At 66.1% G+C, this 24,499-nt stretch carries 19 protein-coding genes; 10 read left to right on the top strand and 9 right to left on the bottom strand.

What is annotated here, in order from left to right:
* The gene (gene purF / locus HF684_RS03690) at positions 1–1,482 is read right to left on the bottom strand and encodes an amidophosphoribosyltransferase (RefSeq protein WP_169251394.1); all 1,482 of its coding nucleotides are present in this window, start codon (positions 1,480–1,482) and stop codon (positions 1–3) included.
* A gap of 44 nt (positions 1,483–1,526) precedes the next feature.
* Complete coding sequence (locus tag HF684_RS03685; protein ID WP_211168061.1) at positions 1,527–2,003, bottom strand: hypothetical protein; 477 nt, start codon at positions 2,001–2,003, stop codon at positions 1,527–1,529.
* A gap of 190 nt (positions 2,004–2,193) precedes the next feature.
* Between HF684_RS03685 and HF684_RS03680 the strand changes: the two genes are divergently transcribed.
* Positions 2,194–3,171: a universal stress protein gene (locus tag HF684_RS03680; RefSeq protein WP_169251393.1), complete on the top strand. Its 978-nt coding sequence runs from the start codon at positions 2,194–2,196 to the stop codon at positions 3,169–3,171.
* 12 nt (positions 3,172–3,183) lie between these two features.
* On the opposite strand, the gene HF684_RS03675 is transcribed toward HF684_RS03680, so the two are convergent.
* From HF684_RS03675 to HF684_RS03660, 4 genes are read right to left on the bottom strand one after another with little or no spacing between them, the layout of a single operon-like run.
* Positions 3,184–4,077, bottom strand: a complete 894-nt coding sequence (locus HF684_RS03675) for an EamA family transporter (RefSeq protein ID WP_169251392.1) — start codon at positions 4,075–4,077, stop codon at positions 3,184–3,186.
* Positions 4,078–4,102: 25 nt separating this feature from the next.
* Positions 4,103–5,545: an aldehyde dehydrogenase family protein gene (locus tag HF684_RS03670; protein ID WP_169251391.1), complete on the bottom strand. Its 1,443-nt coding sequence runs from the start codon at positions 5,543–5,545 to the stop codon at positions 4,103–4,105.
* On the bottom strand, positions 5,542–5,943 hold the full coding sequence (locus tag HF684_RS03665; protein ID WP_169251390.1) for a sterol carrier family protein: 402 nt from the start codon (positions 5,941–5,943) through the stop codon (positions 5,542–5,544). Before HF684_RS03665 ends, HF684_RS03670 begins: the two co-directional genes overlap by 4 nt.
* Complete coding sequence (locus HF684_RS03660) at positions 5,943–7,067, bottom strand: asparaginase (RefSeq protein ID WP_169251389.1); 1,125 nt, start codon at positions 7,065–7,067, stop codon at positions 5,943–5,945. The genes HF684_RS03665 and HF684_RS03660 overlap by 1 nt, the downstream gene beginning before the upstream one ends.
* Positions 7,068–7,100: 33 nt before the next feature.
* On the opposite strand from HF684_RS03660, the gene purD reads away from it, so the two are divergent.
* From purD to purQ, 9 genes are all read left to right on the top strand, one after another.
* On the top strand, positions 7,101–9,341 hold the full coding sequence (purD, locus tag HF684_RS03655; protein WP_169251388.1) for a phosphoribosylamine--glycine ligase: 2,241 nt from the start codon (positions 7,101–7,103) through the stop codon (positions 9,339–9,341).
* 345 nt (positions 9,342–9,686) lie between these two features.
* A complete protein-coding gene (locus HF684_RS03650) occupies positions 9,687–11,399 on the top strand; it encodes an amidohydrolase (RefSeq protein WP_169251387.1) in 1,713 nt (570 codons plus the stop codon).
* A gap of 15 nt (positions 11,400–11,414) precedes the next feature.
* The gene (locus HF684_RS03645; protein ID WP_169251386.1) at positions 11,415–12,602 is read left to right on the top strand and encodes an ABC transporter ATP-binding protein; all 1,188 of its coding nucleotides are present in this window, start codon (positions 11,415–11,417) and stop codon (positions 12,600–12,602) included.
* 1 nt (position 12,603) lies between these two features.
* Positions 12,604–13,767 (top strand): spermidine/putrescine ABC transporter substrate-binding protein, encoded by a 1,164-nt coding sequence (locus HF684_RS03640; RefSeq protein WP_169251385.1) that lies wholly within the window; start codon positions 12,604–12,606, stop codon positions 13,765–13,767.
* A complete protein-coding gene (locus HF684_RS03635) occupies positions 13,764–14,705 on the top strand; it encodes an ABC transporter permease (RefSeq protein ID WP_169251384.1) in 942 nt (313 codons plus the stop codon). Before HF684_RS03640 ends, HF684_RS03635 begins: the two co-directional genes overlap by 4 nt.
* Position 14,706: 1 nt before the next feature.
* On the top strand, positions 14,707–15,570 hold the full coding sequence (locus HF684_RS03630) for an ABC transporter permease (RefSeq protein ID WP_025780532.1): 864 nt from the start codon (positions 14,707–14,709) through the stop codon (positions 15,568–15,570).
* 126 nt (positions 15,571–15,696) lie between these two features.
* A complete protein-coding gene (locus HF684_RS03625) occupies positions 15,697–17,118 on the top strand; it encodes an FAD-dependent oxidoreductase (protein WP_169251383.1) in 1,422 nt (473 codons plus the stop codon).
* Positions 17,119–17,235: 117 nt separating this feature from the next.
* Positions 17,236–17,493: a phosphoribosylformylglycinamidine synthase subunit PurS gene (gene purS / locus HF684_RS03620; protein WP_025780534.1), complete on the top strand. Its 258-nt coding sequence runs from the start codon at positions 17,236–17,238 to the stop codon at positions 17,491–17,493.
* The gene (gene purQ, locus HF684_RS03615; protein ID WP_169251382.1) at positions 17,490–18,227 is read left to right on the top strand and encodes a phosphoribosylformylglycinamidine synthase subunit PurQ; all 738 of its coding nucleotides are present in this window, start codon (positions 17,490–17,492) and stop codon (positions 18,225–18,227) included. Before purS ends, purQ begins: the two co-directional genes overlap by 4 nt.
* Before the next feature lie 176 nt (positions 18,228–18,403).
* Here the strand turns inward: purQ and HF684_RS03610 are convergent, their stop codons facing one another.
* The 3 genes from HF684_RS03610 to HF684_RS03600 all read right to left on the bottom strand — a co-directional run bounded on the left by HF684_RS03610 (position 18,404) and on the right by HF684_RS03600 (position 24,368).
* Positions 18,404–20,101 carry an LPXTG cell wall anchor domain-containing protein gene (locus HF684_RS03610; protein WP_169251381.1) on the bottom strand — a complete coding sequence of 566 codons (1,698 nt, stop codon included), beginning with the start codon at positions 20,099–20,101 and terminating at the stop codon, positions 18,404–18,406.
* Positions 20,102–20,503: 402 nt separating this feature from the next.
* Complete coding sequence (locus tag HF684_RS03605; RefSeq protein ID WP_282433915.1) at positions 20,504–22,633, bottom strand: ABC transporter ATP-binding protein; 2,130 nt, start codon at positions 22,631–22,633, stop codon at positions 20,504–20,506.
* A 1-nt stretch (position 22,634) separates the two neighbouring features.
* Positions 22,635–24,368, bottom strand: coding sequence for an ABC transporter ATP-binding protein (locus HF684_RS03600; RefSeq protein ID WP_169251380.1), 1,734 nt, complete (start codon positions 24,366–24,368; stop codon positions 22,635–22,637).
* Between the last annotated feature and the right edge of the window lie 131 nt (positions 24,369–24,499).

Genomic DNA, 24,499 nt, shown 5'->3' with positions numbered 1-24,499 from the left:
TCAGCATCCTTTGTCGGCGGGGGTGTTGTTGACGGGAATCGGGTACTCGCCCGAGAAGCAGGCGGTGCACAGCTGGCTGCGTTCCTGCTGGGTGGCGGCGATCATGCCGTCCAGGGAGATATAGCCCAGGGAGTCCGCGCCGAGGTTCTCGCAGATCTCGTTCGTGGTCAGCCCGTTGGCGATGAGTTCGGCACGGGTGGCGAAGTCGATGCCGTAGAAGCACGGCCACTTCACCGGCGGGGAGGAGATGCGCACATGGACCTCTGCCGCTCCTGCCTCTCGCAGCATCCGCACGAGCGCCCGCTGGGTGTTGCCGCGCACGATCGAATCGTCGACGACGATGAGGCGCCTGCCCTCGATGTTCTCCCGGATCGGGTTGAGCTTGAGGCGGATGCCCAGCTGTCGCAGGGTCTGTGAGGGCTGGATGAAGGTGCGGCCGACATAGGCGTTCTTCATCAGCCCCTGACCGAACGGGATGCCCGAGGCTTCGGCATAGCCGACGGCCGCCGGGGTGCCGGATTCGGGGGTGGCGATGACGAGGTCGGCGTCGACCGGGTACTCCTCGGCCAGCTGCCGGCCCATCTGGGTGCGCGCGGCGTGGACGTTCTTGCCGGCGAGCATGCTGTCGGGACGGGCGAGGTAGACGTATTCGAAGACGCAGCGGGCCTGGCTCGGCTCGGCGAAGCGGTGCGAGCGCAGACCGTCTTCGTCGATGGCGATGAGCTCTCCGGGTTCGATGTCGCGGACGAACTTCGCGCCGACGATGTCGAGTGCCGCGGTCTCCGAGGCAACGACCCAGCCGTTCTCCAACCGGCCCAGAGACAGGGGCCTGACCCCGTGCCGGTCACGGGCTGCATAGAGGGTGTGCTCGTCCATATAGACCAGCGAGAACGCGCCTTCGACATGAGGCAGCAGGTTGAGAGCCGCCTCGGTGAGGTTCTCACCCTCTTCGGTCGCGAAGAGCTCGGTGACCAGGGAGGTGTCGTTCGAGGAGTCGCGGAAGGGCCGGGTGCGGGCCGTCTTCTTCGTGGCCTCCTCGACGACCTTCGTCGCATGGTCGCGGCGAGCGTCGGCCATGGCCTCGAGGGCGTCGAAGTTCGTCAGATTGCCGTTGTGGGCCAGCGCCACGGTGCCGAACGGAGTCGGCCCCAGCGTGGGCTGGGCGTTCTCGAAAGAGGGTGATCCGGTCGTCGAATACCGGGTGTGCCCGACGGCGATATGGCCCTGCAGGAGCTCGAGATCGCGTTCATGGAACACCTGGGAGACCAGGCCCATGTCACGGTAGATGAGGATCTGCTTGCCGTTGCTGGCAGCGATCCCCGCGGACTCCTGTCCGCGGTGCTGCAGGGCGTAGAGCCCGAAGTAAGTGAGTTTGGCGGTTTCCTCGCCGGGGGCCCAGACTCCGAACACACCGCATTCATCCTGCGGTCCGCGGTCCTGGGGGTCGATTTCGTGCGTCAGCTGCCCGTCTCCTCTTGCCACGAGTGAAATTGTCTCATACCCGCGCAGGCCCTCTGACGCGGTGCTCAGACTGTGGAACCGGGGGCCGAATCCCGTCCGGCTCCCGCATCGTCCCCGTCATCGGCCGCGGGAGCCGGATCGTCGACCGCAGGTGCGGCATCCTGGCTCGCCGAGGCGGTCCCACCCTCGCCAGCGTCGGCATCCGGGTCCTCCCCGCGGGCTTCGGCGATGCGACGGCGCGCGATCTCCTTCGGATCGTCGACCATGTCGATCTGTGCATCGACCCGGAATTCCTTCGATGTCTTCCGTCCCCGCCAGTCGAGGATGAGCGCGACGAGTCCGCCGAGGAACAGTCCCCCGATCCCGAGGACGAGCAGCAGCAGACCCAGTCCCTTGGCCACCGTGTAGCCCATCGGCATATCGGCCGGGTCGACGAAGACCGCGAGGATTCCGGCGAGCACGATGCCGAGAACCGCGCCGATGCCCATGAACACCGAGTACTTGGGGCTGCGACGGACGGAGACGTCGATCTGGTCCTTCATGATCTCCTTGGACATGTGGCCGGATGGGCCGATGGATCGCCGGGATCGCCCCGGAACTACAGGTCGCGAACAGTCTAGTCGAGTCAGCCTGAGGTTCCTCCCAGGCAGTCTCATGCCAGTTCCCATAAACTGGACACAACTAAACTGGACTCAACCAGATTGACGGTCACTGAAGACAGAGGTTTGCGATATGTCCCATACGATCATCGTCGGCATCGACGGTTCCGACAACGCCGAATGCGCCCTGCAATGGGCGATCATGCACGCACAGAAGACCTCCGCAGAGATCCGCATCGTCTCCGCCTACACCGTCCCCGGCGTGAATATGAGCCAGGCCGATATCGTCTACCCCGCCGATTTCGACAGTGCCGTGAAGCAGACCGTCGAATCCATCGCCGAGGCGGCCGCCGCCACCGTCACGAAGGCCGGGATTCCCGTCTCGACGACGATCGCTCCCGGTGACGCCTCCGGAGTGATGGTCGAGCATTCGAAGAACGCCGCCCTCGCCGTCGTCGGGGCACGTGGTCGCGGCGGATTCGCCGGTCGCCTCCTCGGGTCCGTGGCCTTGGCGATGCCCGCGCACTCGCAGTGCCCCACCGTCGTCGTCCCGAGCACCTGGCCCACCCGAGTCATGCCCACGACTCCCCTGCCCGTCGATGATCCCGTCCGCACGACGGATGGTCCCTCCGCCGAGGCGGAGACCGGTTCACGCCCCGACTTCTCCGGGGAGGTCGTCGCCGCCGTCGATCCCTTCGAAACCGACACCCCGGTGCTGCGCGCAGCTGCCGCTCAGGCCGCGATCTACGGTGTTCCGCTGCGCCTCGTCGGGGTCACCGCCACGCACATCCTCTCGCCGGAGTGGATGCCCAGCGAAGAGCATCTCATCCGGATGTACGACGAAGCGGCGAAGGCCTTCACCGCCGCGGCCGATTCGCTCACGACCGATTTCCCCGACCTCGAGGTGCGGTACTCGATCTTCGACGCTCCCGCCACTGAGGTGCTCGTGTCCGCCACATACACCGCCGATCTCATGGTCATCGGCTCCCGTGGCCGCGGCGGCTTCGTCTCCACCATCCTCGGGTCGACGTCGCAGGGCGTGCTCTCCCACGCCGTGTGTCCGGTCCGGGTGGTGCGGGTCAACCGCCGTCAGCCCGGCCGTCGCCGCTGAGCCGCAGCCCCGTCAGCCGAGTGCGATGAGCCCGATGCCGGTGACCACGACGAGGGCACCGGCGAGTTTGAGCAGCACGTTCCTCTCCCCGAAGAACCACCAGGCCAGCAGGGTGCCGACGATGATCGAGGTCTCCCGCACGGGAGCCACGAGCGCCACCGGCGCCTGCTGCATCGCGTAGAGGACGAGCACATACGCCAAGGGCGAGAGGATCGCCACGGTCACGAGTGCCCGCTTGTGGTTCCTCAGGATCTCACGCAGGTCCGCGCGTCGGTCCTGGCCTCCGGGCAGGGTGAACGCTCCCGCGGTCATGATCAGTCCGACGCAGGCTTCGGAGACCGCGAAGTACAGCAGCGGGGAGTCGCTGACATGGTTGACCGCGAAGTCGTCCCAGAGCGTGTACGAGGCGATGAACGCCCCGATCAGCCCACCCCACGCCAGGCCGCGCCGCAGACCGTCGCTGGTGGTGGGACCGTCCCCACCGCGGGGCCGGATCGTGACGACAGCGATTCCGGCGATGACGGTGAAGGCTCCGAGAGCCTCGGTGAGGGTGGGACGCTCACCCAGGAGGGCCACGGCGATGATGATCGTCACGACCGGCCCGGTGCCGCGCGCCGTCGGATAGACGACGCCCAGCGGCGCATGGTCATATCCCGACTGCAGAGTCACCGAGTAGGCGATGTGGAACACTGCACTCAGTGCCGCCGCGCCGACCAGCCCCCAGTTCAGCGGCTGCGCGCCGGTGGCGATGATGACGGCCGCGACCGGGGCGAGCAGAATCGCCGAGAGCCCGTGGTAGCCGAGTACGAAGGCAAAGCCCTTGCCGGTGACGGACTTCGCGGCGAGGTTCCACACGGCGTGGGCGATCGCGGCGAGGAGGACGAGCCCGAGGACGGGGAAGGTCATCTCAGCTCCGCCCTCGTCGGCACCGTCACAGCTTGATGGCGACGGTCTTCGTCTGTGTGTATTCGTCGAGGGCTTCGATGGACTTCTCGCGCCCGTAGCCGGACTTCTTGAACCCGCCGAAGGGCAGTTCGACTCCCCCGCCGGCACCGTAGGTGTTGACGAAGATCTGACCCGCGTCGACCTCGGCGGCCAGGCGGTGGGCACGGGAGATGTTCTGCGTCCACAGAGCCGTGACCAGCCCGTAGTCGGTGCCGTTGGCCAGGGCCACGGCTTCATCGTCGTCGGCGAACGGCAGGGTCGCGACGACGGGACCGAAGACCTCCTCCTGGGCGATCCGCGACTGCGGGTCGACGGAGTCGACGATGGTGGGGGTGATGAACGCCCCCGCGGCGAGGTCGTCGGCCAGGCCGTCGGGCCGGGTGCCGCCGGTGACGATCTGCCCGGAATCGACCTCGGAGAGGAACCCGTCCACCCGATCGTGCTGCTTGGCCGAGATCAGGGGGCCGAGCATCGGGTCGTCGAGGCCGTAGCCGATGGTCACGGCCGCCATGGCCGTCGCCATCTTCTCGACCACCTCGGCGTGGATGTCGCGGTGGACGATGAGCCGGGAGCCGGCCGAGCAGGTCTGCCCGGCGTTCTGGATGATGGAGCGCACGAGCGACGGAACGGCCGCATCGACATCGGCGTCGGGGAAGACGATGTTCGCGGACTTCCCGCCGAGTTCGAGGACCGTGGGCACGACCCGCTCGGCGGCGGCGTGGGCGATGGCCGAACCGGTCTGCGTCGATCCGACGAAGCCCAGGTGCGCCACCCCGGGGTGGGCGCTCAGTGCCGTTCCCGCCTCGGCGCCGAGGCCGGTGACGACGTTGAAGGCTCCGGCGGGGAAGCCGACGGAGTGGATGAGTTCGGCCAGTCGCACGGTCGACCGCGGGGTCTCGTCCGCGGGTTTGGCGACGGCGCAGTTGCCGGTGGCCAGCGAGGTGGCGGCGGCGCGGCCGATGAGCTGGAGCGGATAGTTCCAGGCCACGATGTGGCCGGTGACGCCGAAGGGCTCCCGCCGCGTGTAGACGTGCATGTCCTCGGCCAGCGGGATCGCGTGACCGTAGTAGGACTCGATGGTGTGGCCGTAGAACTCGAAGTAGCGGGCGCACACGTCGACGTCGGCATAGGCCTGGGTCAGCGGTTTGCCCGTGTCCTCGGATTCGATGCGGGCCAGATCGTCGCGGTTGGCGGTGATGACGGCCGCCGTGGCGATGAGCAGACGGGAGCGCTGTTCGGGGCTCGAGCGTTTCCATTCCCGCTGCGCCTTCGCCGCCACCCGCACGGCTCGGTCGACCTCATCTGCTCCGGCGCGGGCGATGTCGCCGAGCTGGCCGCCGGTCGCCGGGTCGATGTTCGCGTAGGTGAGCAGAGAGGGCACATGCCGCCCGCCGATGAACGACGTCGTCTGCGTGATCTGTGCACTCATCGTCGGTCCTCGAGTTCGGCAGCGGTGAACAGGGGCAGGAAGTCGCCGAGGTCGGCTCGGGTTCCCGAGGCGTCGATGTCTCCGGCGGCGAGCGCGGTGGCGAAGTCGGTGCGTCCGGTGACCAGGGCCAGCCACACCTCGGCGGAGGTTTCGACGACGTTCGGCGGGGTGCCGCGGGTGTGCCGGGGTCCGGCGATGCACTGCGTGACCCCGAACGGCGGGACCCGAACCTCGACGCTGTTGCCTTCGGCGCGGGAGGCGAGCTCTTCGAGGGTGAAGCGCACGGCGGTGGCGGTGGTCGACCGGTCGGCCGGGGCCGCATCGAGCCTCGCCTGGGTCAGCCACATCTCCACGGCACTGCGCCCCTGATCGGGGTCTATCCTTCTGCGAATCGCCATCAGTTCTGCTCCCTCCGCCGAATCTTCGCTACATCTTCACCCACGCAGAGCGTGCCGACAACGTCCGTCCGCCCCTCGGAATCCGTGCCCCCGGTGACCGTGTCCGTGATCGCTTCGATCACGGCGTCGACCGTGTCATCCTCCGGCGCCGAGGCGGCTCCCGGCCCGGCAGCGAACGCTCCGGCCCGCCGGAGCAGGGTCAGCGCCACGAGCCCGGTCGCCCGCGAGGACCCGTCGAGGCACTTCACCGCCACCGAATACCCGGTTCGGGTGGCCATGACGATGACGCCTTCGGCCCCGCCCTTGGCGAAGACGCCGAGCCGGTCGATGACGGTCGAGTTCGGTCGGCCGTGTCCCTCGATCGCCCACGGGTCGGCGAAGACCGCCTCGGTGAGGGTGCGCGCCTCGTCCTCATACGCGGTCCATGCCCCTGTCGCCGCCTCGGCGGGGCCGTCGGCGCTGCCCATCCGCACGACACGGCCGACAGCGCGGGCCAATCCGGTGAGGCTGAGCGCGAACACGGGAGCACCGCAGCCGTCGATGCCGAGCGCGGACGGTTCCTCGGAGGCGAAGGCGGCGACCACCTCGGCGACCTTCTGCTGCACGGGATGGTCCGGGGACAGGTAGGTGGAGGTGTCGGCACCGATGGCACGGGCGGCGGCGAGGAACGCCGCATGCTTGCCGGAGCAGTTGAAGTACAAGGGCGAGCGCGGGTCGGTGTCCGCATCTGAACGAGCCCGTGCACGCTCCTGCAGTTCACGCCGGAAGTCTCCGTCGGCGGGATGGGCGGACGGGCACTGCAAGTCGGACACGCTCAACCCGGCGACCTCGAGCATCGATTCGACGACCTCGACGTGCCCGGCCTCGGACTTGTGCGAGGCGGTCGCCAGGGCCGCGGCAGGACCTGTCAGCTGCGCGCCGAGGCTCATCGCGGCGATCGCCTGCAGCGGTTTGAGACTGGAGCGTGTGAACACGGCTGTCTCAGGGGCGCCCAGGCTGATCAGCGGCGATCCGTCCGGGGCGAGGACCACGGCGGATCCGATGTGCCGGGATTCGATGAACCCGGAGCGCTCGACGACTGCGAGCTCGGCGGCTTGGGCGGGAGTGAAAGTCGAGAGGGTCACGCACTCAAGCCTACGACCCTTTAGGCTGGTGACGTGAAGGTTCTTGTCATCGGTTCGGGCGCCCGTGAACACGCCCTTGTCCTCGCTCTCTCGCGCGACCCGCAGGTCGACGCCGTCATCGCCGCTCCCGGCAATCCCGGGATCGCGCAGATCGCCCACACCGAGGCCGTCGACGCCTCGGATGCCGCCGCCGTGACCGCGCTGGCCGAGACCCTCGACGTCGACCTCGTCGTCATCGGGCCCGAAGCCCCGCTGGTCGCCGGTGTTGCGGATGCTCTGCGCGAAGCCTCCTTCCCCGTCTTCGGCCCCAGCGCGGAAGCCGCTCACCTCGAAGGCTCCAAGGCGTTCGCGAAGGAGGTCATGGAGTCCGCGAACGTGCCGACTGCCCGCACCGTCGTCGCCTATTCGACCGATGAGGCCGCCGCCGCGCTGCGCGAATTCGGCGCCCCGCACGTGGTCAAGGCCGATGGACTGGCCGCCGGCAAGGGAGTCGTCGTCACCGATGACCTCGATGCCGCGCTGGCGCATGCGAGCTCCTGCCTCGAGGTCTCCGATCGCGTCGTCATCGAGGACTACCTCGATGGCCCCGAGGTCTCCCTGTTCGTCCTCTGCGACGGCACGACCACCGTCCCCCTGGCCCCGGCGCAGGACTTCAAACGCATCGGCGACGGCGACACCGGCCCGAACACGGGCGGAATGGGCGCGTATTCGCCGCTGCCGTGGCTGCCCGCCGGCACGGTCGACGAGATCGTCGACACCGTCGCCCAACCCGTCGTCGATGAGATGGCCCGCCGCGGCACGCCGTTCACCGGTCTGCTCTACTGCGGTCTGGCGCTGACGTCGAAAGGCCTGCGCGTCATCGAGTTCAACGTCCGCTTCGGCGATCCGGAGACCCAGTCCGTGCTCGCCCGGCTGGCCAGCCCCCTGGGCCAGACGCTGCTCGCCGCCGCCGAGGGGCGCCTCAACGAAGTCGCGGCCCTCGAATGGGATCCGCGCTCCTCGGTGACCGTGGTCATGGCCGCCGAGAACTACCCGGGCACGCCGAGCACCGGAGACATCATCCGCGGGCTCGACACCGCCGCGGCCCTGCCCGACGTCAGCGTCCTTCACGCGGGCACGAAGCTCGCGACCGGCCCCAGCGGCGGGTTCGCCCCCGAGGACGCCGTGATCACGAAGGACATCGCCGAGACCGGTGACATCGTCACCTCCGGCGGCCGCGTGCTCTCCGTCGTCTCCCTCGGTGACGACCTCGACGATGCACGCGCGAGGGCCTATGCCGCGGTCGACGAGATCGCATGGGACGGCGAGCAGCATCGCACCGATATCGCCGAGGCGGCCGCCGCCGGACGTATCGAGCTCGCTTCCGGCTACGCCGCCCCCGCCCCGGTCGCCCCAGTGCTGCCGGGCTGGAAGCATGTGTATTCGGGGAAGGTCCGCGACCTCTACATTCCCGCCGATGCCGCCGATGCCGCGAGCGCCGAGCAGCTGCTCATGGTCGCCTCGGACCGCATCTCCGCCTACGACTGGGTGCTCGATTCGGAGATCCCGGACAAGGGCAAGGTGCTCACCGGTCTGAGCCTGTGGTGGTTCGATCAGCTCGCCGATGTCATCGGCAACCATGTCATCAGCTCGGACGTGCCGGCCGCCGTGGCCGGGCGCGGGCTGATCGTGCAGAATCTCTCCATGTTCCCCGTCGAGTGCGTCGCCCGCGGCTACCTCACCGGTTCGGGAATGTCGGACTACCGGGCCACCGGATCGGTGTGCGGCATCCAGCTGCCCGCCGGGCTCGTCGAGGCCGATCGCCTCGAGCCTCCGATCTTCACTCCGGCGACGAAGGCGGAGCTCGGCGACCACGATGAGAACGTCAGCTTCGATGCCGTCGCCGAGACCGTCGGGACGGAGACGGCGGAGAAGCTGCGCGATCTGACCGTGGAGATCTACCAGCGTGCCGAGCAGATCGCCCGGGAACGCGGGATCATCCTCGCCGACACGAAGTTCGAGTTCGGAACCCTGCCCGATGGCACGATCGTTCTCGGCGACGAGGTGCTCACCCCTGATTCCTCCCGCTTCTGGGACGCCGCGGGTTATGAGGCCGGCAAGGCTCAGTCGAGCTTCGACAAGCAGTTCGTCCGCGACTGGCTGACCGAAGAATCCGGGTGGGACAAGGCATCGGACACTCCTCCCCCGCCGCTGCCCGCCGAGGTGGTCGAGAAGACCCGTGCCCGCTATATCGAGGCCTTCGAGAAGCTCACCGGGGAGACGTTCCCCGGCTGAGACCCTGCGCGCCGCAGAGCGCCAGTGCGTGAGCCGCGGGGCACCGACACACAGTCGGTGCCCCGCGGCTTCGTCGTTCCCAGAGACTCCCCGGCCACCTCCTGCCCGCTGTCGCCGACATTCGAGCCGCCAACTCCTCCTGTGCGAATATCGCGGAATGAGACGCTGATTCAGCATCACTGGCAATCTGCGTTGCAGTTTCCATCAATAGAGCCGCAATTGAGCAACGGAATCAGTGGAATCGGGAGTGAACTTCCGCTAAGGTGACTTCACAGTGATTCAGGACACACAGTGAGCGGACTCTGCGATCCGCCTCTGCCACGACACAGCAGTCGGGAGGCACCGATGGACCTCGACATCCTCGACGTCGCGATCTTCGACGGTGAGGCTCTGCGCCCCGAGGATCGCGTGAGCATCCGCGACGGGATCATCACCGAGATCGGCACCGGTCCCGCAGCGGTGCCCGCCGCGCGCACGATCACCGCCGCCGGCAGGCTGCTCACTCCCGGATTCGTCGATGCGCATGTGCACACGACCTTCGGCGGCCAGGAGGCCCTGGCCTGCGATATCAGCGGAGCCGACAGCCTCGAGGCGGCGCTGCAGATGATCCGTGAGTATGTCGCCGAGACGACCCGTGATGACGGCGCGACCGACCCTGCGAACGACTGGGTCATCGGCGGAGGCTGGTCGATGGCGCACTTCCCCGGGGGCGATCCGAGTGCCGACATCCTCGACGCGGCCTGCCCCGATCGGCCCGCGATCCTGCTCAGCGCCGACCATCATTCGGCATGGGTGAACACGCAGGCGATGTCCGCGGCCGGACTCGACGAGACGTCGACGGCGCCTGCCGGCGGCGTCATCGTCACCGATTCGACCGGTCGGCCCACTGGGTGCCTGCACGAATCGGCCATCGACCTCGTCTCCGCATCGGTTCCCGCGGCCTCCGACGAGGAGGTCCTGGCCGGTCTGCGCGAAGGTCAGCGCTATCTCAACTCCCTCGGGGTGACTGCATGGATGGACGCCATCGTCGGCGACTACGGCGGTCACCGCGACCCGTACGGCACCTATGTCGGGGCGGCGGAGACCGGCGAGCTCCATTCCGAAGTCGTCGGCAGTCTGTGGTGGCCGCGCGGTGTCACCGACATCGACGCCGAGGTGGCCCGACTGACCGATCTCGCCCGTGCCGAGGGACGCTTCCGCGCCACCTCGGTGAAGTTCATGCTCGACGGGATCGTCGAATCCCGGACCGCGGCGATGACGAACGAATACACGTGCACCTGCGGCGGCTTCGGAACGAGCTATTTCACGCAGCACCACCTCGAGGCCTCGTTCGCGGCCCTCGATGCGGCCGGTTTCGACATCCACTGCCATGCGATCGGCGATGCCGCCGTCAAGGCAGCCCTCGACGCCTTCGCGGCCGTCCGCAGCCAGGGCACCGCCGGCACCGGGACGACCGGCGCACCCAACACCGGCGAACGCCGCCACCATATCGCCCATGTCCAGGTCGTCGATCCCGCCGATGTGCCGCGCTTCGCCGAACTCGGCATCACCGCGAACCTGCAGGCACTATGGGCCTGCCATGACGAGCAGATGATCGACCTCAACCTACCGTTCCTCGGCGCCGAACGCAGCGGCTGGCTCTACCCTTTCGGGTCTCTCAACCGCACCGGCGCCCATCTGGCGATGGGCTCGGACTGGCCGGTGTCGACGGCGAACCCGTGGGACGCGATCCATGTCGCACTCAACCGCTCACACCCCACCGCCGCGGACACCTCTCCCCTGCTGCCGGACGAGGCGATCGACCTGACGACGGCACTGCGTGCCTACACCGCAGGCTCGGCACACCTCCTGCGCTCGGCCGACAACGGCCACATCCGCCCCTGTCGGCCGGCGAACCTCGCCTTGGCCAGTGTCAACCCCTTCACTCTGCCGACCACCGACATCGCCGGAATCACCAACGTTCTGACGATCTGCGACGGCCGCATCGTCCACGATGATCTGCCGCCTCTGACACCGACCACCACGTCCGCACCGACCACCACAGGCTCAGCCCGCTGACGACGAAAGGCCATCATGACCAGCACAGCCACCTCGGCGCCCTCTGCGGAAACCGGACTCGACCACCTCGAGATCCAGGGCGTGAAGAAGGTCTTCGGCGACAACACCGCCATCGAACGCCTCGATTTGAGCGTCCGCAAGGGCGAATTCCTCTCCCTGCTCGGCCCCTCCGGCTGCGGAAAGACCACCCTGCTGCGGATGATCGCCGGGTTCGAGACCCCCACCGACGGGGCGATCCTGCTCGGCGGCAACGACATCGTGTCCCTGCCGCCGCACCGCCGACCGGTCAACACGGTGTTCCAGTCGTACCTGCTCTTCCCGCACATGAACATCGCCGACAACATCGCCTACGGACTCAAGCAGGCGAAGGTTCCGAAACCGGAGATCGCCCAACGGGTCAGAGACGCCCTGGCACTCGTTCAGATGGAGGACTTCGCCGGACGCAAGCCCGAACAGCTCTCCGGCGGTCAGCAACAGCGCATCGCCCTGGCCCGCGCGCTCGTCAACCGCCCGCAGGTCCTCCTCCTCGACGAGCCGATGTCCGCGCTCGACCGGAAGCTGCGGGAGGAGATGCAGCTCGAACTCAAACGACTCCACACGAGACTCGACACGACTTTCGTCTTCGTCACCCACGACCAAGACGAGGCACTGGCGATGAGCGACCGCATCGTCGTCATGTACGACGGCGTCATCCAGCAGATCGGGACCGGTGAGGACATCTACGCGAACCCGCACAACGGCTTCGTCGCCGGCTTCATCGGCAAGCAGAACTTCATCTCCGCCGAGGTGGCGTCCACCGATGCGACGACCGCGACCCTGCGCTCGGCCAACGCTGTGCTTACGGCCCCGACGCTGACACTCAAACCATCCACCGCCGCAGGTGAACCCCGTGATCTCACCGTCGGCGACCGAGTGCGCGCAGCCATCCGTCCCGAACGGATGCACGTCGCCCCCGCAGGCGAGGCTTCCGGGGATGCGAACACGGCACGCGGCTCGGTGATCTCGTATTCGTTCTTAGGCGACGTCATTCAGTACATGATCGTCGTCGGTGACAACGACGAGATCCTCGCTCGCGTCCCCGCCGCCGGGCGGGAGCCGATCAGCGCCGGCACCGAGGTGGAGCTGAGCTGGAATGCCGACGCCGTCGCCGTGTACGACCGTGAGCCTGGCCTGCCGACCGCGACCGTCGAGGGCGGTGCCTGACATGGCCGGCACACGACCCGATGTGACATTCCTGGCCCCGCGGGCCGCCTCGGCGAGGTTGAGCCGGCGAGCGCTGCTGGCCGGATTCGGTGTCGCGGGCCTCGGCGCACTGAGCGCGTGCGGGAAGACCACGAAGATGGCGGCGTCGCCGCCGACCGACGGCAAGCTCGAGTCGAAGCTCAACCTCTACTCGTGGGGCGACTACGATGCTCCGGAACTCATCGAGGCGTTCAAATCGAAGTATGACGTGCTCGTCCAGGTCGACTCGTACGGATCGAACGAGGAACTCGCCGCGAAGCTCTCAACTTCACGCGGCACCTCCGGCTACGACGTGGTCGTGCCGACGGGATCGAATGTTCCGCAGATGCTCAACCATGATCTGCTCCAAGAACTCGATCTCTCGCTCATCCCGAACTTCGAACACATCGACGACAACTTCAAGAACCAGTACTTCGACCCGGACAACACGTACACGGTCTGTAAGGCCTGGGGCACGACCGGATTCGTCTACAACACGACGAAGATCGACCGTGAGCTGACCAGCTGGCAGGACTTCGTCGACGCCGCGCAGAAGGAAGCGGCCGGCACGACGGCGCTGCTCGAGGACCCGTGGGAGGTCTCAGCGATCGCCTTGGCCGCCATGGATGTCAGCCTCAACACCGAGGACGAAGACGAACTCGACCGGGCTCGGACGATCGTCGTCGACCAGCTGGCCCCGAACATCAAGGCCTATATCGGCAATGCCGCCACCGGCATGATCCAGGGCAGCTTCACTCTGCTGCATGCGTTCAACGGTGACGCCCGGCAGGGACTGTCGGAGGTCAAGGATCCGGAGAACTGGAAATTCGTGTTCCCGACGCCGTCGGCGAACCTGTGGACGGACACGTGGGCGATCGCCACCGGTGCTCCGCACCCGGACTCCGCTCACGCCTTCATCAACCACATGATCTCCCCGGACACGGCCGTCGAGCAGCTCGACTACATCGGCTACCCGATCGGCACGAAGGGGCTCGAAGAGCAGGCGGTCAAAGCCGACCTCGACGAACGTGACCTCATCTTCCCCGCCCAGGAGGTCCTCGACCGTCTCGAACCGAGCAAGCAGACCCCGGCCGATCAGATCCGCACGAAGATCTTTGCCGACGCCCAGGCCAGGAGTGGAGCATGAGCACAACCACGACCACGACCACAGAGACAGCCAGGCGCGGGCTCTCCCCGCGTTTCTTCGGCCCGGCGGCCATGTCGTTTCCGACGTGGGCCTATGCGCTGTTCTTCTTCATCGTTCCGCTGGCACTCATCGTCTTCTACAGCTTCGGCTACAAACCGGATGAGTTCACGGCCATCGCCACCGACCGGCTGTCCTTCGACCGATACCCGGAGGCGATGAGCGCAAGCTTCGTCTCCACGTTCTTCGCGACCCTGCGGATCTCGATCGTCGGCACGATCCTGTGCCTGCTCATCGCCCTGCCCTTCGCCTACTGGTTAGCGGTCAAGGTCTCCCCGGCCCGCCGTTCCCTGGCCCTGGCATTGGTGATGGTGCCGTTCTGGACGAACTTCCTCGTCCGCACCCTCGGTTGGCAGATCATGCTCTCCCCCGACGGGTTCCTGTCGAACTGGCTGCAGGGTCTCGGCCTGCTCGATGGACCGCTGGACATCCTCTACACCCGATCGGCTGTGCAGATCGGCGTCGTCTACAACTATCTGCCGCTGATGATCCTGCCGCTGTTCGTCGCCATCGACGCCTCCGGCAAGAAGCTGAGGGAGGCCAGCTACGACCTCGGCGCGGGGAAGGTGAAGACCTTCATGCGGGTGACGCTGCCGATGGCGATGCCGGGAGTCGTCTCCGGCTGCCTGCTCGTGTTCATCCCGCTCAACGGCGACTACGTCACGGCGACCGTCCTCGGCGGGGCGAGCGGCTCGATGGTCGGGCAGCTCATCGCCAATCAGTTCAACACCGCACAGAACTGGGCGGTCGGGGCGGCCATGGCGATGATCCTCATCATCTCCACCTTGGTCGTCGTCGGCCTCGGATTCGCTCTGCTCAAGCTCGGGCAGGCGATCACCGCCAGACTCAACAGTGTTCCGCTGCAGGACGGGAGGGCCTGAGATGCCGAAGAAGAACACGTTCGCACGTCGGACACCGACCGATATCGCTCTGCACGTCTGGGGCATCATCGTCTTCGTCTACCTGTTCGTGCCGATCGCGGTGATCATCGCCTATTCGTTCAACAACGGCAAGGTGCTCGCGAACTTCCGCGGTTTCGGCCTGCACGCCTACATCAGCGGCATCAACAACGACATCATCGTCTCCTCCATCGTCACGAGCCTGCAGGCGGCCGTGGGCACGGCCATCGTCTCGACGATCTTCGGCACCCTCGGCGGGGTCGCTCTGGCCAGGGCGCGAAGGGGCGCGTGGTGGGCGCTCGGACTGACCGCGATCCTCGGGCTGACGCTGGTCACGCCCGAGATCGTCGACGGCATCTCGTTCCTGCCGTGGTTCGTCACCGTCGGCGTCGACTGGGGCATCACTCCGCTCAACAACGGTCTGGTCAGGCTCATCATCTCGCATGCGATGTTCTCGATGGCGATCGTGACGTTCATCATCAGGGCCCGGCTCGCCGGCATGGACACCCAGCTCGAGGACGCCGCCGCCGATCTCGGCGCGACACCGTGGAACCGGTTCAAGGACATCACCCTGCCGATCGCGGCTCCCGGCATCCTCGCCGGTGCCCTGATGTCGTTCACCGTCAGCCTCGACAACACGATCCTCTCGAGCTTCGTCCAGCAGCCGGGCTACACCCCGTGGCCGGTCTACATCTTCTCCGCCGTCCGCGTGGCTCTGCGCCCCGAGGTCGCGGCGATGTCGACGGTGATGTTCGTGCTCACCCTCGCCGCGCTCGGCTTCGTCGGGTTCGTCCTGCGCAAGGCCGGCGGCAATGCCACCGAGATCATCAAGACCATGGCCGCCTGATCCAACCCATCACCGAGGCGACCCCGAAGATCGCCGGCGCCGAGGCGGCCCGCCGTTCCGCACCACCCCGCACCTGCTCATCCGGCGGAGTGTCCGCCGACCGCACCGTGAAGAAAGTGAAGTGACATGGACGTCAATGCCGCATTGGCCGACGCCTCGACCATTCCGTTCTGGCTCGATACCGACCTCCGTCCGGCGCCGCTGCCGCCGCTGGTCGAGGACCGCGAGACCGATCTCCTCGTCGTCGGCGGCGGGTTCACGGGTCTGTGGACGGCGCTGCAGGCGAAGGAACGGGACCCGAGCCGTCGGGTCGTGCTCGTCGAGGCGAACTCGATCGGGTGGGCCGCCTCGGGGCGCAATGGCGGATTCTGCGCGGCCAGCCTCACACACGGCTATGACAACGGGCTAGCCCACCTGCCTGAGGAGAACGATCGGCTCGCGCAGCTGGGCCGGGAGAACCTCGACGCCATCGAAGCAGCGGTGGCGAAGTACGGAATGGACGTCGAGTTCGAACGCACGGGCGAACTCGACGTCGCCACCGAGGACTACCAGGTCGCCGAGCTGCGGGAGGCCCACGATCCCGATTCCGGTTTCGTCTTCCTCGACCAGCAGGAACTCGCGGGGATCGTCAAGTCACCGACGTACAAGGGTGCGCTGTGGGATTCTCGTGAGGTCGCGCTGGTCCATCCGGCGAAGCTGTGCTGGGAGCTGCTGCGCGTCATCCGCGAACTCGGGGTCGACGTCTATGAGGGCACGAAGGTCACCGATGTCAGCGATGCGACGTCGACCGTGCAGGTAAGCACCCGCGTGACCGCGGAGACGATCGAGGACTGCGCATCCGCGCCGTGCACCACGATCACGGCGAAGCGGGTCGCGTTGGCGACGAATGTGTTCCCGTCCCTGCTCAAGCGGGTGAGTCTGCACACCGTTCCCGTCTACGACTATGCGCTGATGACCGAGCCGTTGACCGACGAGCAGATGGCCGCGATCGGGTGGGAGGGCCGCCAGGGCATCGGCGACTGCGCGAATCGCTTCCACTACTACCGGCTGACCGCGGACAATCGGATCCTCTTCGGCGGCTGGGACGCCGTCTACCACTTCGGACGGAAGGTGTCGTGGAAGTACGATCAGCGGCCCGAGACCTTCGAGACCCTCGCTGAGCACTTCTTCGAGACCTTCCCACAGCTGGCCGGACTGAAGTTCACTCACAAATGGGGCGGACCGATCGACACCTGCTCGCGGTTCTTCTCGTTCTTCACCAGCGCCTATGGGAAGAAGGTCGCCATGGCTGCCGGGTTCACCGGGCTCGGCGTCGGTGCGTCGCGGTTCGCCGGAACGGTCATGCTCGATCTGCTCTCCGGCGAGGACACCGAGCTGACAGCGCTCGAGATGGTGCGCAAGCTCCCCCTGCCGTTCCCTCCCGAACCCGTGGCCTGGCTGGGCATCAAGATGACGACGAATGCACTGATCAAGGCCGATGAGAACGAGGGTCGGCGCGGACCTCTGCTCAAGGTCCTCGACGCAGTGGGCATGGGCTTCGATTCGTAAGCTCGCGTCGGCCTGTCCGGCGTCCGGACCCCAGGCGGGGAATTCGGCCGTGGTTGGTAGACTCTGGGTGAGCGCGGGAGGAACTCCCGAACACTTTCACAAAGGAGCAGTACACGCATGGCACGTGTCGTCGTTGAGGTGATGCCCAAACCCGAGATCCTTGACCCGCAGGGCAAGGCGATCTCCGGCGGACTGACCCGTCTGGGCTTCACCGGGTTCGGTGAGGTTCGTCAGGGCAAGAGGTTCGAACTCGAGGTTGACGGCGAAGCCACCGAGGAGGTCCTCGCCCAGGCACGCGAAGCCGCGGAGAAGCTTCTGTCGAACCCCGTGATCGAAAACGTTGTGGCCGTCCGCGTGGCCGAGGATGCATCGTGACCGCTGTCGCTGCTGATCCCACCGCCGCGGCGACCGCAGAGTCCGGTGTCTCCGTCGGAGTCGTCACATTCCCCGGAACGCTTGATGACCGTGACGCCGCTCGAGCCGTTCGCCTGGCAGGGGCGAACCCGGTGAACCTGTGGCATGCGGATTCGACTCTGTCCGGTGTCGACGCCGTCATCCTGCCGGGCGGATTCTCCTACGGTGACTACCTGCGCTGCGGTGCGATCGCCGGATTCGCTCCGATCATGGAGTCCGTCGTCGCTGCGGCGAATGCCGGTATGCCGGTGCTCGGCATCTGCAACGGCTTCCAGATCCTCTGCGAGTCCCGTCTGCTGCCCGGTGCCCTCATCAGAAACGATCACCAGCACTTCATCTGCCGCGACCAGGACCTGGTCGTGGAGAACGCGAACACCGCGTGGACGAGCGACTACGAGCAAGGTGAGACGATCCGCATTCCGCTGAAGAACGGTGAGGGCGGGTTCGTCGCCACCGACGAGGTGCTCGACGAGCTCGAGTCCACCGGGCGCGTGGTCTTCCGCTACCAGGGCTTCAACCCGAACGGGTCTCTGCGCGACATCGCCGGAATCACGAACGAAGCAGGCAACGTCGTCGGTCTCATGCCGCACCCCGAACACGCCGTCGAGGCCGGTTTCGGCCCCGAGTCCGGCGGCGGAATCGACGGTCAGGGGTTCTTCTCCTCGGCCGTGCGCACTCTCGTCGCCAAGGGCTGAGACCACCCCGGCACGTGGTCCGGCTTTGCTCGGACACGCTTCAGGCCCCGAACTCGGTTCTTTGCGAGTTCGGGGCCTGAGCTGTTGTGGCCGGACAGCAGTGTGTCGCTTTCGCAGTCACCACGGTCGCCGTCGGGCCGGGTGGAGTCACCAACCCGACGGGTCACCGGTCGCTGTCAGCTCTTGTTCTTCCGGCGGGCCAGTCCGATGGCTGCTCCACCGCCGAGGATGAGCAGGGCGCCTGCCGTCAGTCCGGTGAGTTCAGCACCGGTACGCGGCATCGACGAGCCGTCTCCGGATCCGCCGGAATCCCCGCCGTTACCGCCACCGGACTCACCACCGGTCACGACGAACTTTCCTGACCTGCTGACGTCCATACAAGCGGCGACGACTTGGTACGTCCCGACGTAGTACGCGGGATCATCCCCGAGGCCGTAGACCTGGATTCCGGCTGCGCCATCCTGATCAGCCGTTGCCGTCTGCTCGTAGAGCTTCTCGCTCTTATCACCCGAGTACACCTCGAAATGCACATCGGCGTCCGCTGCGCAGTCGGTGAGAGTCATCTGTACGCCCTTGTCTCGGTCGATGAAGTCCACTCCGGAGATTCGTTCGGGACTGATCGAGAGCGTCGGGTCGACGACGCTGCCGTCATCGGTGACCGTGAACGTGGTCTCGGCGCTCTTGTCGCCGCAGGAGGCGGCGACGGTGAAGTCACCGATCCAACCGGTGCCGCCGTCACCGTCCGGGAGGAACTGAACGGATCCGGCCGCATCTTCACCGGCCTCCTGGGTCTCTTCCCAGATCACGGTGTCGGGGTCTTTCGCGGAGCTCACCTGGAACGTCACCTCGGAGTCGACGTGGCAGTTGACGAGGGTGATGTTGACACCGTTCTCGAGGAAGTCGGCCAGCTTCTGGCTCTGCGGAGTGACACTGAGATCGGCATCAGTTCCGTCGTCGTTCTCAGTGACCGAGTATGTCGTCTCGGCGCTCGTGCCGCCGCACTTCGCGCTGACCACGAAGTCACCGATCCAGCCGTCGCCACCGGTGCCGGGCATGAAGGACGCAGAGACCGAACCGTCGTCGCCGGCGGTCTTCGTCTCTTCCCAGATATTCGTGTCCTCGCCCTTGCGGACGATGGTGATTGGCACCTTCTCGCCCGGTTCGCAGCTGCTCACGGTGATGTCGACACCGTTGTCGAGGTACGAATCGATCCCCTGGCTCTGCGGATCGACGCTGACTGCCGCATCCGACTCATCTTGGCTGTCGGTGATCTCCACGCTGCCGGTGAACGTCTTCGACTCCTGCCCGTCGCGGGCGACGGTCACGGTGACATCGACGACATCGCCGACCTTGAGCTCGGTATTGCCGCGGAGCTCTCCGTTGAACGTTCCGTCGCTGTCGACGGTGATGGAGCTGTTCTCGCCCGGTTCGGCGGTGACAGTATCTCCGGCCTGCAATCCGGTGATGGTGTACGGGATGGATTCAGCCGCCTCGTCGACCGGCATCGTCGACCGGTCGAGGGAGAACGAGGCGTCGATCGGGGTTGAGTCCTCGGACGGCTCCTCCGAACCTTCGCCAGGATCGGCCGCCTCTTCACCGTCGCCGGGATCGGCCGCGTTCTCGTCGCCTCCCGGATCAGTCGATTCCTCCCCGTCACCGGGTTCGGTAGGTCTGCCGTCGTTGCCGGGATCAGCGTCGTCACCAGGGCCCGCGGGCGGATCCTCCGGACCCGGGGTTTCTGCGTCACCGTTTCCTGCTCCCTGCACGACCGTCGCGTCTGCTGCAGACTTGTCGTCGGCCAGCGCGACCGCCGGACTCAGTCCTCCGATGGAGAGTGCCAGGGCGAATGTTGCCGCCATTGCCAACCGTCTCATGATGGTCCTTCCAGAGTTCTGGCCGGTTGCCGTCTTCAGTTATGGCTTGGACCATACGCAGGCAGAGGAGTGCGCACGACTTTAGTTCATTTAGGTCATGACAGAAGTGATAGAGGTGTTGTGCCGAATGTTTATCACTTCGCAATACTGTTCGCGCGCCCGATCTAGGGCGCCCCGCGGGTTCGGACCAGCTGCTGTGCTCTCACCTGCACAGCAACGTCGAGTCGGGGTCCGAGATCCACACGGCAGAGCAGTCAGATCAATGTCACATTCGGGTCGATTTCGGCATAAGCCAGGCAGAAATCGTTATGCCGGATTTCCGTTCATTTCCTGATTTCTGCGGTGAAAACGAGGCAGGGTCCCCGAGCTCGAGCTCGGGGACCCTGCGACCGGTTGGAACTGTCAGGCCTGCGGCGAGGACCCCTCTTCTGCCGGCGCCTCGGTGCTCTCGCCTTCGACGTTCGGCCCGTCCGCACTGTCACCGTCGGAGGACCCGGTCTCGTCGCCGACCGGCGTACCAGACTCGGGCTCGGTCTCGGCGAGCACCTCGGCGGTGAACTGCTCCTCGGCGTCCTCCCCGCGGAACTGCGACATGTACAGCCGGTAGTAGGCGCCTTGTGAGGCAAGCAGCTGCTCATGATTGCCGTGCTCGACGATTGCGCCGTCCTCCATCACGAGGATGGTGTGAGCGTCACGGATCGTCGACAGCCGGTGGGCGATGACGAACGACGTCCGATCGGTCCGCAGCGCCGCCATCGCCTGCTGCACGAGCACCTCGGTGCGGGTGTCGACCGAGGAGGTCGCCTCATCGAGGATGAGCAGCGAGGGGTCGGCGAGGAAGGCTCGAGCGATCGTGATGAGCTGTCGCTCACCGGCCGAGACGCTTCCACTGTCGGAATCGATGACCGTGTCATAGCCGTCGGGCAGCTGACGCACGAACCGGTCGACCATCGTCGCCTTGGCAGCTGCGACGACTTCCTCATCGGTGGCACCCAGCCGACCGTAGCGGATGTTGTCGGCGATCGTGCCCTCGTACAGCCAGGCGTCCTGGAGCACCATGCCCACATGCGAGCGGAGGTCGGCACGGCTGAGGTCGCGGGTGTCGATGCCGTCGAGGAAGATGGTTCCGCCCGTGATCTCGTAGAAGCGCATCACGAGATTGACCAAGGTGGTCTTGCCGGCACCGGTGGGTCCGACGATCGCCACCGTGTGTCCCGGTTCTGCGGTGAAGGACACCTTCTCGATGAGAGGAATCTCGGGAGCGTAGCGGAAGCTCACCTCGGAGAACTCGACCTTGCCCGGGGTGCGCGGGGGCAGTTCCCGCTGCACCTCGTCGGGATCTTCCTCCTCGGCGTCGAGCAGCTCGAAGGTCCGCTCCGCCGAGGCGACTCCGGACTGGAGCATGTTCGCGACACCGGCCATCTCGGAGATCGGCTGCGAGAACTCACGGGAATACTGGATGAACGCGGTCGCATCGCCGAGCGTCATCTGCCCCGTTGCCACCTTGAGGCCGCCGGCGACTGCGATGAGGACATAGCTGAGGTAGGACACGAACTGCATCGAGGGCATGATCATGCCGGAGACGAACTGTGCTCCCGCTGAGGCCTTGTACAGCGATTCGTTGCGACGGTCGAACTCCTCGAGCATGACCTCATCACGGCCGAAGGCCCTGACGATGTCGAGGCCGGAGAACGACTCTTCGACGTGCCCGTTGACCTCACCGGTGTGCTTCCACTGCGCCTTGAACAGCTTCTGCGACCGAGTGCCGATGACACCGGCGATGATCGCCGACAGCGGCAGAGCGATGAGGGCCAGCAGCGCTAGCTGCCAGGACACGATGAACATCATCACCCCGATGCCGATGATCGTCAGCGCCGACTGCACGAGCTGCGAGAACGCCTGCTGCAGGGCCTGCTGGATGTTGTCGACATCGTTGGTCACTCGCGACATCACATCGCCGCGCTGCCGCGTGTCGAAGTAGCGCAGCGGCAGTCGGTTGATCTTGCGTTCGATGTCCTCACGCAGTCGGTAGACGACCCGCATGACCAGGGCGTTGAGGATGTATCCCTGCGCCCACATGAGCATCGAGGCCACGAGGTACATGAGCAGGACGACGATGATGATCTGCCCGAGGGCGGTGAAGTCGATTCCCTGCCCGGGCACCACCTCGGCGGTGGCGAGCATATCGGCGAAGTCGTCGCGGCCTTCGGCGCGGGCCCCGGCGATGATGTCGTCGATATTCGCACCTGCGGGCAGCCCAGCACCGATGACTCCGGAGTAGACGACGTCCATCGCCTTGCCGAGGACCTTGGGAGCGATGACGGTGAGGACCACGGAGCCGACGACGAGGGCGACGACGTAGATCAGCCCTTTCTTCTCGCTGGCCATGAGCCCGAACAGCCGTTTGACCGAGGGCCAGAAGTGCTTGGCCTTGCGCGGAGGTGTGCCTCCGCTCATCTCCAGGTCCTCGCCGCTGGGAATGTACTCGTCTTCCGCAGCCACCACGGTCTCGGTCGAGGTTTCGTCGGCCATGTCAGTTCACCTCTTCCGCGGTCAGCTGGGATTCGATGATCTCGCGATACGTCGGGTTCGCCTCGGCGAGTTCGTCATGGGTGCCGCGGCCGACGATCTTCCCTGCTTCGAGGACGATGATCTGGTCGGCGTCCCGGATCGTCGACACGCGTTGGGCGACGACGATGACGGTGGCCTCCCCCGTCGATTCGTCGAGGGCCGCCCGCAGCCGTGCGTCGGTGGCGACGTCGAGGGCGGAGAACGAATCGTCGAAGACATAGATCTGCGGCTTCACCGTCAGCGCTCTGGCGATGCAGAGACGCTGACGCTGACCGCCGGAGTAGTTCGTGCCTCCCTGGGCGACGCGCTCTGAGAGCCGGTCCTCCTTCTCGATGACGAAGTCGTCAGCCTGAGCGATGCGCAGGGCCTCCCACAGCTCGTCATCGGTGGCGTCCTCGTTTCCGAAACGCAGGTTCGAGGCGATCGTGCCGGAGAACAGATACGGCTTCTGCGGGACGAGACCGATGAGCTGGGCCAGCTGGTGACGGTTGAACTCGGTGACGGGGATGCCGTCGATGAGGATCTCGCCTGCCTGCGGATCGATGAGTCTGGGGATGAGGTTGACGATCGTCGATTTGCCGGAGCCGGTCGAGCCGATGATCGCGGTGGTCGTTCCGGGCTGGGCGGTGAAGGTCAGTCCTTCCAGCACGGGCACCTCGGCGCCGGGATATCCGAAGGAGACATTGCGGAATTCGAGCTCACCACGGCCGGGCAGGTCTGTGACACCGGCGGGGATGGTCATCGTGCTGCGGGTGTCGAGGATCTCTGCGATGCGTTCGGCGCAGACGACGGCGCGCGGAATCATCATCATCATGAATACGCCCATCATCACGGCCACCAGGATCTGCAGCAGGTACTGCAGGAACGCCGTCAGCGATCCCACTTCCATCTGTCCGGCGTCGACGCGATGACCGCCGAACCACAGGACGGCCGCGGTCGCGAGGTGGAGGATCATCATGATGGCGGGGAACATGAGCACGAACAGATTGCCGACCTTGACCGAGGTCTCGGTCAGGGCACGGTTGGCATCGGCATATCGGTCGGTCTCAAAGGGTTCGCGAACGAAGGCGCGGATGACGCGGATGCCGGTGATCTGTTCGCGCAGAACCCCGTTGATGTCGTCGACCTGGCCCTGCATGCGGCGGAACAGCGGCATGAGGAGGTAGACGAGGATGGCGACGACGATGAAGAGGACGGGCACGGAGACCCACACCAGCCAGGACAGCCCCGCGTCTTCCCGCAGGGCCATGATGATGCCGCCGATGCACATGATCGGGGTCGAGACCATGAAGTTCAGGGTCATGAGCACCAGCATCTGCACCTGTTGGACGTCGTTGGTGTTGCGGGTGATGAGAGTGGCGGAGCCGAATTTTCCGACCTCGAGCATCGACAGGTCATCGACCTGCCGGTAGATCGCTCTGCGGAGGTCGCGGCCGACGCCCATTCCCGTGCGGGCACCGAAGTAGATCGCAGTGATCGCGGTGACGACCTGCACGAGGCAGACGAGCAGCATCGTCATGCCCGTCGACCAGATGAAGTCGGTATCGCCCTTGGCGACGCCTTCGTCGATGATCCGAGCATTGAGGCTGGGAAGGTACAACGCTGCGATGGTCGAGGCCAGCTGCAGGATGACGACCAGAATGATGAAGGGCCAATAGTTCTTGGCGTATTTCAGGGACAGGCGGAGTAATGCCACGTTGAACGTCCAGAGTGAAGAAAGGCTGACAGTTGAGTCGTGAGAGTTGCGAAGCGCAACAGACTACCTTACATGAGTTCTCCTCCCCGAGGTATGTGAACGGACGACGATTCTGGCAGTTCTGCTGAGAT

Origin of the sequence: Brevibacterium sp. 'Marine' (genome assembly GCF_012844365.1) — a bacterium.
Taxonomy (GTDB): domain Bacteria; phylum Actinomycetota; class Actinomycetes; order Actinomycetales; family Brevibacteriaceae; genus Brevibacterium.
The sequence above is the reverse complement of the archived record's forward strand: the minus strand, read 5'-3'. Positions and strand labels throughout refer to the sequence as shown.

What these genes read in the sequence shown, in the direction of transcription:
- HF684_RS03685 (WP_211168061.1), bottom strand. Translation starts at nt 2,003, where the DNA reads ATGAAGGACCAGATCGACGTCTCCGTCCGTCGCAGCCCCAAGTACTCG.
- HF684_RS03680 (WP_169251393.1), top strand. Translation starts at nt 2,194, where the DNA reads ATGTCCCATACGATCATCGTCGGCATCGACGGTTCCGACAACGCCGAA.
- HF684_RS03675 (WP_169251392.1), bottom strand. Translation starts at nt 4,077, where the DNA reads ATGACCTTCCCCGTCCTCGGGCTCGTCCTCCTCGCCGCGATCGCCCAC.
- HF684_RS03670 (WP_169251391.1), bottom strand. Translation starts at nt 5,545, where the DNA reads ATGAGTGCACAGATCACGCAGACGACGTCGTTCATCGGCGGGCGGCAT.
- HF684_RS03665 (WP_169251390.1), bottom strand. Translation starts at nt 5,943, where the DNA reads ATGGCGATTCGCAGAAGGATAGACCCCGATCAGGGGCGCAGTGCCGTG.
- HF684_RS03650 (WP_169251387.1), top strand. Translation starts at nt 9,687, where the DNA reads ATGGACCTCGACATCCTCGACGTCGCGATCTTCGACGGTGAGGCTCTG.
- HF684_RS03645 (WP_169251386.1), top strand. Translation starts at nt 11,415, where the DNA reads ATGACCAGCACAGCCACCTCGGCGCCCTCTGCGGAAACCGGACTCGAC.
- HF684_RS03640 (WP_169251385.1), top strand. Translation starts at nt 12,604, where the DNA reads ATGGCCGGCACACGACCCGATGTGACATTCCTGGCCCCGCGGGCCGCC.
- HF684_RS03635 (WP_169251384.1), top strand. Translation starts at nt 13,764, where the DNA reads ATGAGCACAACCACGACCACGACCACAGAGACAGCCAGGCGCGGGCTC.
- HF684_RS03630 (WP_025780532.1), top strand. Translation starts at nt 14,707, where the DNA reads ATGCCGAAGAAGAACACGTTCGCACGTCGGACACCGACCGATATCGCT.
- HF684_RS03625 (WP_169251383.1), top strand. Translation starts at nt 15,697, where the DNA reads ATGGACGTCAATGCCGCATTGGCCGACGCCTCGACCATTCCGTTCTGG.
- purS (WP_025780534.1), top strand. Translation starts at nt 17,236, where the DNA reads ATGGCACGTGTCGTCGTTGAGGTGATGCCCAAACCCGAGATCCTTGAC.
- HF684_RS03610 (WP_169251381.1), bottom strand. Translation starts at nt 20,101, where the DNA reads ATGAGACGGTTGGCAATGGCGGCAACATTCGCCCTGGCACTCTCCATC.
- HF684_RS03605 (WP_282433915.1), bottom strand. Translation starts at nt 22,633, where the DNA reads ATGGCCGACGAAACCTCGACCGAGACCGTGGTGGCTGCGGAAGACGAG.